8 protein-coding genes are annotated in these 12,544 nt (G+C 69.8%); 5 read left to right on the top strand and 3 right to left on the bottom strand.

Features of this window, described 5'->3' with window-relative positions:
- Positions 1-110: 110 nt before the first annotated feature.
- Positions 111-698 (bottom strand): hypothetical protein, encoded by a 588-nt coding sequence (locus ACFYQ6_RS21765; RefSeq protein ID WP_388764386.1) that lies wholly within the window; start codon positions 696-698, stop codon positions 111-113.
- 488 nt (positions 699-1,186) lie between these two features.
- Between ACFYQ6_RS21765 and ACFYQ6_RS21760 the strand changes: the two genes are divergently transcribed.
- Both ACFYQ6_RS21760 and ACFYQ6_RS21755 read left to right on the top strand, forming a co-directional pair.
- Positions 1,187-1,744, top strand: a complete 558-nt coding sequence (locus ACFYQ6_RS21760; protein ID WP_388764539.1) for an SUMF1/EgtB/PvdO family nonheme iron enzyme — start codon at positions 1,187-1,189, stop codon at positions 1,742-1,744.
- Entirely contained in the window at positions 1,672-3,852 is a 2,181-nt protein-coding gene (locus tag ACFYQ6_RS21755; RefSeq protein WP_388764384.1) for a discoidin domain-containing protein, read from the top strand. Before ACFYQ6_RS21760 ends, ACFYQ6_RS21755 begins: the two co-directional genes overlap by 73 nt.
- Before the next feature lie 75 nt (positions 3,853-3,927).
- Here ACFYQ6_RS21755 and ACFYQ6_RS21750 read toward each other — a convergent pair whose 3' ends face one another.
- Entirely contained in the window at positions 3,928-5,559 is a 1,632-nt protein-coding gene (locus tag ACFYQ6_RS21750; RefSeq protein ID WP_388764382.1) for an FAD-dependent monooxygenase, read from the bottom strand.
- Between the two features lie 116 nt (positions 5,560-5,675).
- Complete coding sequence (locus ACFYQ6_RS21745; RefSeq protein ID WP_388764380.1) at positions 5,676-8,390, bottom strand: cellulose binding domain-containing protein; 2,715 nt, start codon at positions 8,388-8,390, stop codon at positions 5,676-5,678.
- Between the two features lie 762 nt (positions 8,391-9,152).
- Between ACFYQ6_RS21745 and ACFYQ6_RS21740 the strand changes: the two genes are divergently transcribed.
- The 3 genes from ACFYQ6_RS21740 to ACFYQ6_RS21730 all read left to right on the top strand — a co-directional run bounded on the left by ACFYQ6_RS21740 (position 9,153) and on the right by ACFYQ6_RS21730 (position 12,543).
- Positions 9,153-9,380 (top strand): type A2 lantipeptide, encoded by a 228-nt coding sequence (locus ACFYQ6_RS21740; RefSeq protein WP_145810247.1) that lies wholly within the window; start codon positions 9,153-9,155, stop codon positions 9,378-9,380.
- A gap of 83 nt (positions 9,381-9,463) precedes the next feature.
- The gene (locus ACFYQ6_RS21735) at positions 9,464-10,270 is read left to right on the top strand and encodes an HlyD family efflux transporter periplasmic adaptor subunit (RefSeq protein WP_361580475.1); all 807 of its coding nucleotides are present in this window, start codon (positions 9,464-9,466) and stop codon (positions 10,268-10,270) included.
- Positions 10,267-12,543, top strand: coding sequence for an NHLP family bacteriocin export ABC transporter peptidase/permease/ATPase subunit (locus tag ACFYQ6_RS21730; protein ID WP_388764378.1), 2,277 nt, complete (start codon positions 10,267-10,269; stop codon positions 12,541-12,543). The genes ACFYQ6_RS21735 and ACFYQ6_RS21730 overlap by 4 nt, the downstream gene beginning before the upstream one ends.
- Position 12,544 lies beyond the last annotated feature (1 nt).

The raw sequence follows: 12,544 nt of genomic DNA, 5'->3' as shown, positions 1-12,544 counted from the left end.
GCTGCCTTTCGTGTGCGTGGGGCGGGAGCTGTACGGGAAAACCCGCGCGGCCACCGCCCTGGGAAGGACGGCGGCCACGACATGATTCACTCAGCGTTACGGAGCGCCGGTCAGGCGGCCGCGGCACCCGAGGCGTTGCGACGGCGCAGCTTGTACGCCGCGGCACCGAGCCCCCCGAGCATCAGGACCGAACCCGCGGCCAGGCCGCCGCCGGAGAGCGCCATCGCGCCACCGCCGGTGTGGACACCGCCCTCGGGCTTCTCGTGCTTCCAGGTCTTCTCGCCGTCCGTGCCGCTGCCGGAGCCGGACTCCTTGTCCTTCTGCCAGTCGTCGGCCGACACACCGGCGAGCGCACCGCCACCGGTGTGGACGCCGCCCTCCGGCTTCTCGTGCTTCCACGAGTCCGGCTTCTCACGGTCGTCGTTGCTGCCGGAACCGGACTCCTTGTCCTCTTCCTTGTCCTTCTGCCAGTCGTCGGCCGACACACCGGCGAGCGCACCGCCACCGGTGTGGACACCGCCCTCCGGCTTCTCGTGCTTCCACGAGTCCGGCTTCTCACGGTCGTCGTTGCTGCTGGCGGAGGAGCCGCTGTCCTTGTCCCAGCCGTCCGCCGAGGTCACGGCGTATGCGGCGGGGACGGAGACCGCGAGGACCGCCGTGACGGCGGCCGATGCGAACAGGGTGCGGGCAGAGCGCATGGGTACACGATCCTTTCGCCACTCCCGCGCTGACCGGCTGGTTGTCGGCTCATCGGATCACGGGTGCGACGTGATCCACCGTCAGCCGAAATGCGCGGGCCCACCACTCGGGAGACCCGCATTCGAGGGACGACGTGGGCCCATCGTGTGACAGGGAGCCAGATGTCACCCGTTGGACGGCACGCCACGCCGGGTGGAGGTTTGGGCCAGGATGATCATCGGTGTAAGGGGCCGTCACCACGCTCGCAAAGACCACCACCTGAACGACATCGCGCCCGAAGGATGCTCCTCTCCTGGTCGCATGCGGCCTGCGGCCCGGCCGGGACCTGGCACGGGCCGGCCGGACGACACGCCGTGGCGGTGCGGGGTGGAGGGCACCCGGTGGGACAGGCTCGCCGGCAGCCTGACCGGCGGCCGCGAGGACCGTCCCGTGGTGCACGCGTCCTGGAACGACGCACGTACGTAGGCACGTTGAGCCGGGCGCCCGGCTGCCGACGGAGGCCGGGTGGGAGTACGCGGCACGCGGCGGGCTGGAACAGGCCCGCTGTCCGTGGGGCGACGGTCACTCCGGGCGGGGTGCACCGCTGCAGCATCGGGCAGGGCCACTTCCTGACGAGAACACCGGGGAGGACGGCCACGCGGGCACGGCTCCGGAGTGCTGTGGGGCGGCTCAGGACAGGTCGGGGGCGAGGGCGGACGTCGCCTTCGTACGGACGCACGCCGTCCGGCGAGACCATCCGCCAATTCCTGAACCCGGGCACCGCCGATCTCACACCGCGTCACCAAGGAGGACGATCGAGAGGGGGCGCCCCCGTAGCGCAGTTTCAGTTCTTGTCGGCAACTGGCTCCGAGACACGCGTTGTTGCACATCTCTTGACGCGTTCGTAACAAGGGTGGAGTATCTCGCACAGTCGGAGAGAGCGCTCTCCGGCTGTGCGCGTCGTGTACCCGCCCCACGACTCAGGAGACCCCCATGTACGCACCTCCGAACCTCCACAGACCCCTTCCCTCGGGGACCGGCAGACGCAGCGGTGTGCTGGCCGTGATCGCCGGACTCGTCCTCTCGCTCCTGACCTTCCTCCCGCAGTCCACCGCCGATGCCGCGGCCACGCTGCTCTCACAGGGAAAGACGGTCACCTCCTCCAGCCAGGAGAACGACGGAACCCCCGCCGCGGCCGCGGTGGACGGCAACACCGGCACCCGCTGGTCGAGTGCCTTCGCCGATCCGCAGTGGATCAAGGTCGACCTCGGTTCCGCCGCCTCGGTGAGCCAGATCGTGCTGCGATGGGAGGCGGCCTACTCCACCGCCTACCGCATCGAGTTCTCCTCGGACAACAGCAGCTGGAGCACCGCCTACTCCACCACCACCGGCCCCGGCGGCACCGAGATGCTCAACGTGTCCGGCACCGCCCGCTACGTCCGGCTCACCGGCACCGCGCGGGCCACCGGATACGGGCACTCCCTCTGGGAGTTCCAGGTGTTCGGCACGACCGGCGGGGGTGACCCGCAGATCCCCGGCGGCGGTGATCTCGGGCCCAACGTGCTGGTCTTCGACCCCTCGACCCCGAACATCCAGGGCAAGGTCGACGAGATCTTCAAGAAGCAGGAATCCGCGCAGTTCGGCACCGACCGCTACGCCCTGATGTTCAAGCCCGGCACCTACGACAACATCAACGCCCAGATCGGCTTCTACACCTCCATCGCCGGCCTCGGTCTCAAGCCCGACGACACCACCTTCAACGGTGACGTCACCGTCGACGCCGGCTGGTTCAACGGCAACGCCACCCAGAACTTCTGGCGCTCCGCCGAGAACCTCGCCCTCAACCCCGTCAACGGCACCAACCGCTGGGCCGTCTCCCAGGCCGCCCCCTTCCGCCGCATGCACGTCAAGGGCGGCCTCAACCTCGCCCCCAACGGCTACGGCTGGGCCAGCGGCGGCTACATCGCCGACAGCAAGATCGACGGCCAGGTCGCCCCCTACTCCCAGCAGCAGTGGTACACCCGCGACAGCTCCATCGGCAGCTGGGGCAACGGCGTCTGGAACATGACCTTCTCCGGCGTCGAAGGCGCACCCGCCCAGAGCTTCCCCGAACCGCCCTACACCACCCTGAACAACACCCCGGTCTCCCGCGAGAAGCCCTTCCTCCACCTCGACGGCAACGACTACAAGGTCTTCGTCCCCGCCAAGCGCACCAACGCACGCGGCGTCTCCTGGAACGGCACCCCGCAGGGTGAGTCCATCCCCCTGAGCCAGTTCTACGTCGTCAAGCCCGGCGCGACCGCCCAGACCATCAACGCGGCCGTCCGCCAGGGCCTGCACCTGCTCTTCACCCCGGGCATCTACCACGTCGACGAGCCCATCGAGATCAACCGTGCGAACACCGTCGCCCTCGGCCTCGGCCTCGCCACGATCATCCCCGACAACGGCGTCACCGCGATCAAGGTCGGCGACGTCGACGGCGTCAAGCTCGCCGGACTCCTCGTCGACGCCGGGACGCAGAACTCCTCGGTCCTCGTCCAGGTCGGGCCGGAGGGCGCGTCGGCCGACCACTCGGCCAACCCGACCAGCCTCCAGGACGTCTTCGTCCGGGTCGGCGGCGCGGGCGCCGGCAAGGCGACCACCGGCATGGTGGTCAACAGCGACGACACGATCATCGACCACACCTGGCTCTGGCGCGCCGACCACGGCGACGGGGTCGGATGGGAGACCAACCGCTCCGACTACGGACTCCGGGTGAACGGTGACGACGTGCTGGCCACCGGACTCTTCGTCGAGCACTTCAACAAGTACGACGTCCAGTGGAACGGCGAGAACGGGAAGACGATCTTCTTCCAGAACGAGAAGGCGTACGACGCTCCCAACCAGGCAGCCATCCAGAACGGCGACATCAAGGGGTACGCCGCCTACAAGGTCGCCGACTCCGTCACCACCCACGAGGGCTGGGGCATGGGCAGCTACTGCTACTTCAACGTCGACCCCACCATCCGCCAGCAGCACGGCTTCCAGGCACCGGTCAAGCCCGGAGTGAAGTTCCACGACCTGCTCGTCGTCTCACTCGGCGGCAAGGGACAGTACGAACACGTCATCAACAACACCGGATCCCCCACATCCGGCACATCGACCATCCCGTCCCAGGTGGTCTCCTTTCCCTGAGCCGGGATGAGGTGAGCGCAGTCCGCCCACCGCACGGCGTGGGGCCCGGCAGCCACTGCCGGGCCCCACGTCGGTTCACGCCGCGAAGAGCTTCCCCAGATGTGCGGAGATTCCGGGACCTTCCACCTCGGTGGTGCGCAGTCCCAGATAGCCGTCCGGCCGCACGAGGAACGCTTCGCCGTCCCGCGCGCCGTACAGCCGGCGGAATTCGCCGAGGCTGTCGCGCACCGCGGGTATGCGCAGCGTGGTCGTCCGCACGTCGGGGGCGAGGACCGCGCAGGCGTTCAGAAGGCCGTGCGCGGCTCGGGCGGCTGCCGCCGCCACCTCGTCGAACACCGCCGCCCGGTCCTCGTGCTCCGCGTAGAGCAGCAGGGTGTGTTCCCGTTCCCGCAGCAGGGTGAACAGTCGTACGGGGAAGGCCGCGAGAGCATGGCGCAGGCCTCCGCAGTCGGGAGCACGGTCGCCCGGGGCGGGGCCGTCGTGCGGTGCGCCGTCCGGGCCCACGATCGGGCTGCCCCGGTAGCCGACCAGGAGCTGGGCCTCGCGGAGCATGATCGTCGCGGGGTCGTCCGGGTCGGAGGCGATACCGCTCCGCGCGTGCCGGAGCGTGCGCGCGACCACCTCCTCGCCGACCGGGTGGCGTTCGGCGCTGTAGCTCTCCAGCAGTTCGGTTCCCGCCCGGCCTCGCACGGCGGTGGCGAGCTTCCACGCCAGGTTGAAGGCGTCCTGTACCCCGGTGTTCATCCCCTGTGCCCCGGTGGGCGGATGGATGTGCGCGGCGTCCCCGGCCACGAAGACCCGCCCTCGGCCGTAACGGTCGACGATGCGGTGGCTGATCCGGAAGACCGAGGACCAGCGCAGCGAGGAGGCGGTGGTGGGGCGGGGTGAGAGCCTGTCGAGCACCGCCTGGATGTGTTCGAGCCCGGGTTGAGGGCCCTGTTCACCGGAGAGCCCGTGCGCCACCCCGTCGGAATCCGCGCGCCCTTCACCCCCGGCGCGGGAGAGTTCGGGCGGAGTCGGCATCGACATCCGGTAGCGGTGGTCACCCGGCAGGGGGATGCACACCAGCAAGTCGTCGGTGTGCCCGTCGACGACGTGCGAAGCTCGGACGCCGTAGCCCCCCGGCAGGTCCCAGTCGACCTCGACGTCTCCCAGCATGTACTCCTCGGGGATTGCCCCTCCGTCGAAGGTCAGGCCGAGGCCTTTGCGTACGGCGCTGTGGGCTCCGTCGCAGCCCACGAGGTAGCGGGCCGTCAGTTCCTCCGTGCCGCCCGACGGCAGGCGGAGGACCGCCCTGACCTCACCGGTGTCCTGCTCGAACGAGAGGAGTTCGGTGTCCCGTTCGACTCGCCCGCCCCAGCGGCTCAGCAGGTCCTCCAGGAGCCGCTCGGTCTCGTACTGCGGGAGGGCGGCGAAGCGGTAGGGCACCTCCGGAGGCAGTTCCAGATCGATCCGCGGGCCTTCCTGGCCGTTGACGTAGAGCAACTGCCCCTTCAGCGGGACCGCTGTCTCCACGGCCTCGCGGACCATACCCATCCGGTCCCAGATCTCCAGCGTCCGGGGCTGGACCCCCACGGCCTTCGCGTAGGGCAGCCTCGCCGGGAGCCGGTCGACGACTCTGCACGACACACCACGCCGGCTCAGTTCGGACGCGGCTGTCAGACCGACCGGGCCCGCCCCTGCCACCAGCACATCGACGTCGACCACGGGTACCTCCCTGGCGGGGTGCGTTCACTCCAATGCAGCACGCCCGGGGTGCTCTGTCCATTCGGCGGCACGCGGCGCCGGTGCGGGCCCGCTCCCCCGCACCGGCGCGTCGGGCGTCAGCCGACGGTGCAGGCCTCACCTCCGAGCGTGAACCCGGCCGGTTCGCCGTTGCCGCCCGTCCAGGTGCCGGTGAAGCCGAAGCCGACCGACGATCCCGGAGCCACCGTGCCGTTCCAGCCGGCATCGGTCGCCGTCACCTTCGCGCCCTCCTGCTGGTGGGAGGCGTTCCACATCTGGGTGACCTTCTGGTCTCCCGGGAAGGTCCAGCCCAGCTTCCAGCCGCTGTAGGCCGAGTCCCCTGTGTTGGTGACCTTCACATCGGCCTGGAAGCCGCCGGACCACCGGTTGGTGACGGTGTAGGTGACTGCGCAGGCAGCGTCCCCGCGAGGATCCGTGGGGTCGGGGGTGGGCGTGGGGGTGGGTTCCGGGTCCGTGCCTCCGCCGCCGGAGTCCGAGGACTCGCCCACCTGGATCCCGCGCCCGTTCGTGGAGACGTAGACGCGGCCGTAGACCCGCGGGTCCCCGGTGATCGCCGCTCCGGTCCAGGCCCACTGATGTGCGTCGTCGTTGATCCTCGTCCAGTGCGCGCCGGCGTCGGTCGACCGGAAGATGCCGCGCACCCCGCCGATCTTCGCGCTGACGAAGACGGTCTGGTACGACGCCCCGGACGCGGCCTTGCCGAAGCCGACGCTGTCGGCCTGCTCCACGTTCGAGAACTTGGTGAAGCTCGCACCGGAGTCGGTGGAACGCCACAGTCCGTACGAGCCGGTGGACGCGCCGCCCGCGAGCCAGATGTCACCCTCGGTGCCGGGCAGGGCCTTGAAGCGGACGTTGCCTTCGGCCGGGAGGCCTGTCGCCTTCGCGGTGAAGGTGGCGCCGCCGTCGGTCGAGACGTAGAAGGTGCCGGCCTTGAATCCGTAGAACTTCTTGGGGTTCTTCCGGTCGGACTCGACCGTCGCGCCTGCCGGGATTCCGGTCGACGCGGTCCAGGAGTGCCCGTATCCCGTGGTGCGGTGGACCGCCGCCCCTTCCGGGCTCCAGACGAACCCGCTGCCGTCCGCCGCGGCTGCCACCGTGCCACCGCCGGTGACCCCGGAGGGCTCGGAGCCCTGGAACCAGTTGGCGCCGTTGTCCGTGGAAAAGCCGATGTGCGGGGCGGCGTCGGCGTTGCCCACCCGGACGACCGTGCCGGGCGAAGTCTCCGCGAAGTCCAGACTGGTGGTCGAGTCCAGGTTCGGCGAGGTGAACATCATGGCGGGCACGGCGTCGAGGTCCGTGTGACGGAAGCCTCCGATGTCACCGAGCGCGCTGAGCAGCGGCGCCCCCGAGGGCGGGCTCGCCAGGTCGTTGACCGCCGTCTCCTCCAGGCCCTTCACCATGGGCGTGATCTTGAACTGCCCGCCGGAGTCCCATGCGGTGAGGTTCTCGGTGCCGAAGACCGTCGCACCCGTGCCGTACATCATGCGGTTCGAGTCGAAGGGGTCGATCTCCAGCGACTCCGTCATCCAGCCCAGCTTTGGCGCGGTCTCGGGCGGGGAGGGGTTGGCACCCCAGCTGAGCCACGGGACGGAGGAGACGTCCTGCGTGTAGCGGTTCTGCCGGCTCGGGTAACTGGTGTAGTCCCAGGCCTTGGTCCAGGTCGCCCCGCTGTCCGTGGACCGGAAGATCTGAGTGTCGGGCCACCAGGAGCTGTAGGCCGTGGCCATCAGCGTGCCGGGCTTCTGCCGGTCGACGGAGAGACCGCTGAATCCGTAGTAGGTGTCGGCGAGGGCGACAGGGCTGACGTCCTTCCACGCGCCGGACGCGGTGTCGTAGCGCCAGACCTGTCCCTTGGCGCCGTCGTACGGGCCGCCGGTGTCGCTCGTCGTCAGATAGAGGTAGCCGGTCGCGGAGTCGAGTACGCCCTTGTGCGCGAGGTAGCCGGTCGGCTGGCCCGCGATGCGGGACCAGGTGCTGCCGCCGTCCGTGGAGCGATAGACGGTGTTCTCCTTGTCGGCGACGCCGACGTAGATGTCCTTCGTGGCGCTGCCCGCACTGCCGGAGCGCTCGTCGAAGGTCACCCACACGATGCCCTGGTTGTCGTTGCCGTATCCGCTCGTGTCGGACGGGTCCTGCGCGTAGTTGCCGGGGTTCGGGAAGGCGGTCACCTCGGACCAGGTGACCCCCGAGTCGGTGGAGCGCCAGAGACCCTTGCCGCTGGGGGCGCCCAGATAGAGCACGGAGTTCTTGTTCGGGTCGACCGCGAGCCGCTCCCCCATCCCCCGGCCCGGCATGTTGCCGCCGAGCTTGAAGGGCAGGGTGGCCGCTTTCCAGGAGGCGCCGCGGTCCGACGAGCGCAGCACCGCTCCGTTCGTCGGGTCCCAGCTGTTGGTGTACGTGCCCACCGCCGCGTACACGTTGTCGGGATCGGCGGTGTCCGACGCCAGGCTCACCACGCCCGACCAGCCCCAACGGTCCCAGTCCACCCAGTCCAGCAGGGGCGTCCACCGCTTGCCCGGCTGGTCCCATCGGTAGGCTCCGCCGATGTCGGTCCGCGCATAGGCGAGGTTCTTCTCGGAGCGGTTGAAGACGATGCCGGGCACGAATCCGCCACCGTCGATCCGCGCGTTCTTCCAGCTGTAGGTGTCCGCCGCGATGGACACATCCGATGCTTCGGCTGCGGTGGGCCCTTCGTCGGAGCGTGCCACGGCCGGGCTGCCGGTGATCGACAACCCGGCGGTCAAGGCGAGTGCCGCCAGTAGGGCGGCGATGGGTCTGGCGCTCAAGCGCACGGAAACGTCCTCTCCGAGCTGGTCCGCCGCACAGCGGCGGTACGGGACTGACAGAGATGGGAGCGCTCCCATAAGGCATCCCGATGGTAGCGCCCGCCTGTCGTCCGAGAGAAGGGTGGTGCAGGCGTTTCATCCGATGAATCAGGCACGCACCCCCACGCACCATCCATACACCGCGCCCGCGCGGCCCTCACGTGGTCCACGCGACCGAAGGAAGCCACACATATTCCCCACAGGCCCGGAGAAACGAAGACGCGCCACGCACAAAGGGCCTGGAATTACTCCACGAATACGCCGCCGGAGCCGGATTCAGCACACACAGAAAAGAGAGCCATACTCACCTTCACGCCGTCGTGAATACCGATATCTTCCGGGCGGAGCGCGTGCACCCATTCACCGCCGCGGGGAATTGCACGACCGGGCCGGTCGAAGAACCTGCACACGGCGTGCGCACACCGATCACGCCGGCCTGCACGAAATGCCAGGTCCGGGCGGGTCCGAGCGGCGTATCCCGAGGTGCTGCGCCACGGTTCGGTCATGCGCTTGCGACGGTGCGGAATTCATTCGGTGAAGCTCGTGAAGGAACTGCGTCACGAAATGAACGATTCTGCACGTACGTCGGTACGAGCTGCCGAACAATCACCGGTGCGCCTCAGTTCGATTGGCTGCGCACGGCGCAGGCATGCTTTGATCCTGGGCCATACGGAGGCCGCCACACGGGCTTTCCGTACATAGGCAATTTCCATACGAAGGGCGCTCATCATGAACTACACCCCCCAGGTCGAGACCGCCGAGATCTCCGACGCCGACCTCGACAACGTCTCGGGCGGCCTCGTGGGCGGCCTCGTCGGCAACGTGGCCGGCACCGTCGAGGGCATCGTCCCGGTCGCGGGCGTCGTCGGCTCGGTCACCGGTCTCGTCGAGTCCGCCACCGGTGTGAACACGGGCGCCGTCACCGGTCTGGCCACCGGCCTGACCGCCGGTCTCTGAGAGACGGCAGCACCCCGCCGAGCCCCGGAACCATCGGTTCCGGGGCTCGGTGCCGACCGCTGAACAGGTGAGGGAAGAGTTCCGTGCAGTTCCGCCAGCAGGCCCTTTCCAAGCTGCAGTCGCCCGAACAGCTCGACCTCCCGGTGCGGTTCGCCCGCCCGCAGGGACTGCTCGTGCTGGCCCTCACCGTCGCCGTGATGGCCGCCGCCTCTTTCTGGGCGGTCACCGGATCCGTGGCAGGCACGCTCGACGCGCCCGGCATCCTCACGCACACGCGCGGCAGTTACGTCCTCCAGAGCCCGGTCGCCGGGCAGGTGACCGAGGTGCTGGCCGACGAGGGTGCCTCCCTCCCGGCGCACTCGCCGCTACTGAAGGTGCGTACGGCGCAGGGCGAACAGGTGGTGCGCACCATCGACGCGGGCCGGCTCACCTCGGTGACGGCCACGATCGGCGCGGTGGTCACCACCGGCACGGATGTGGCGAGCGTCGAGCGGATCGAGGGCGCCGACGACCCCCTGGTCGTGCTGCTGTACGTGTCGGGCGCCGGCGCGGCGGCGGTCCCGGTGGGTGCGCGGGTCGACCTCACCGTCCAGTCCGCGCCGGCCCAGCAGTACGGGGTGCTGCGCGGCAGGGTGGCCGCCGTGGGCAGGGCCGCGCAGACCGAACAGCAGATCACCCGGTTCCTGGGTGACGCCCAGCTCGGCGCCCAGTTCTCCGCACACGGAAGGCCGTTGCCGGTCGTGGTGAAGCTCGAGCAGTCCGACTCCACGAAGTCGGGCTACCGCTGGTCCTCCGCCGACGGTCCCCCGTACGCGATCGGCTCCATGACCCTGGCCACCGGATCCGTCCGTCTCTCCGACCAGCGCCCGATCGATTGGCTGCTCCCGTGACCGCACCGCACCCCTCTCCTGCCGCCCAGCAGTTGCCGCCTCCCGGCCGCGGCAGGCACCGCCCGGAGAGCGCGCCGGGCAGCGGAGGCCGGCGCGCGCGTCCCGTCCGGAGGCCCGCCCGGACGAAGACCGTCCGCACCCCCACCGTGCTCCAGATGGAGGCCCTGGAATGTGGCGCCGCCTCGCTGGCGATGGTGCTCGCCCACCACGGCCGGTACGTGCCTCTCGAGGAACTGCGCATAGCCTGCGGTGTCTCGCGTGACGGATCCCGGGCCAGCAACGTGCTCAAGGCCGCGCGCGGTTACGGCCTCCAGGCCAAGGGCATGCAGATGGAGCCCGCGGCACTCGCCGAGGTGCCGGCGCCCGCGATCCTGTTCTGGGAGTTCAACCACTACGTCGTGTACGACGGCACGGGGCGCCGCCTCGGACGGCGCGGCGTGCACATCAACGACCCCGACAAGGGGCGCCGGTTCGTGCCCGTCGAGGACTTCGACACGAGCTTCACGGGTGTCGTCCTCGTGCTCGAACCCGGTGAGGGCTTCCGGCGCGGCGGCCGGAGACCCGGCGTCCTGTCCGCGCTGCCGGCCCGGCTGCGCGGGACCACCGGCACCATGCTGGTCGCGCTCCTCGCCAGTCTGCTGCTGGTGGCCGTCGGGGCGACACTGCCGGCGCTGAGCCGTACGTACATCGACATGTTCCTGATCGGGGAACAGACCTCGCTGCTCGGTGTGCTGTTCGCCACGATGGGTGGTGCGGTCGCCCTCACCGTCGTCCTCACCTGGCTCCAGCAGGCGAATCTGCTGCGCGGACGCATCATCTCCTCCACGCTCGGCAGCGCGCGCTTCTTCCGGCATCTGCTCCGCCTGCCCGTCACCTTCTTCTCGCAGCGCAGCCCCGCCGACCTCGTCCAGCGGCTCCAGTCGAACGACGCGGTGGCCGAGACGCTCGCCCGGGATCTCACCGCGGCCGGTGTGGACGGCATCGTCGTCCTTCTCTACGCCTTCCTGCTCTGGACGTACGATCCGCAACTGACCGTCATCGGTGTGGGGATCGCGCTGCTCAACGTGGTCGCGATGCGCATCGTGGTGCGGCTGCGGGCCACCGGCACCCAGAAGTTGCGGGCCGACAGCGCGCGGCTGACGAACACCTCCTACACCGGTCTGCAGCTGATCGAGACCATGAAGGCCACCGGCGGCGAGGACGGCTACTTCCGCCGCTGGGCCGGCCAGCACGCGACCACGCTGGAGGAGCAGCAGCGGCTCGGTGTGCCCAGTGCCTGGCTGGGCGTCGTCGCGCCCGCGCTCGCGACGCTCAACAGCGCGCTGATCCTGTGGATCGGCGGGCTCCGGGCGGTCGAGGGGCACATCTCGATCGGCCTGCTCGTCGCCTTCCAGGCGCTGGTGACACGCTTCACCGCGCCCGTGACCCGGCTCAACGGGGTCGCGGGCCGCGTCCAGGACTTCGCCGCCGACGTGGCCCGGCTGAAGGATGTCGAGAACTTCCCGGTCGACCCCCTGTACTCCCGTCGTGAACCGGCCGCGAGCACCCGCCGTCTCAAGGGCCATGTGGCTCTGGAGGGGATCACCTTCGGCTACAGCCCCCTCGACAAACCGCTGCTCACCGGCTTCTCGCTCTCCGTGGGGCCGGGGCAGCAGGTGGCGCTGGTCGGCGGTTCGGGCAGTGGCAAGTCGACGGTGTCCCGGCTCATCTCCGGGCTCTACAGCCCGTGGGAGGGCACGATCCGCATCGACGGACAACGCCTGGAGGACCTCCCCAGGGGCGCCCTGGCCTCGTCCGTCTCCTTCGTGGACCAGGACGTCTTCCTCTTCGAGGGCACGGTGCGCGACAACGTGGCGCTGTGGGACCCGTCGGTCACGGACGAGGCGGTGACGGAGGCCCTGCGGGACGCCGCCCTGTACGACGTCGTCGCCCGCCGTCCCCGGGGCATCCGCAGCCGGGTCGAGCAGGACGGCCGCAACTTCTCCGGAGGGCAGCGCCAGCGCCTGGAGATCGCCCGGGCCCTCGTGCGGCGGCCCAGCATCCTGGTCCTGGACGAGGTGACCAGCGCGCTGGACGCCGAGACGGAACGGATCATCATCGACAACCTGCGGCGGCGCGGCTGTGCCTGCGTGGTGATCGCGCACCGGCTGAGCACCGTGCGCGACAGTGACGAGATCGTGGTCCTGGACCACGGGACCGTCGTGGAACGCGGCCAACACGAGCAACTGGTGGCCGCCGGAGGCCCGTACGCCGACCTGGTCAGGGAGCACTGAC

This window comes from Streptomyces sp. NPDC005494 (assembly GCF_042872025.1).
In the GTDB taxonomy this organism is placed as follows: domain Bacteria; phylum Actinomycetota; class Actinomycetes; order Streptomycetales; family Streptomycetaceae; genus Streptomyces.
Note: the sequence above shows the minus strand (reverse complement) of the source record. Positions and strands in the feature narration are given on the sequence as shown.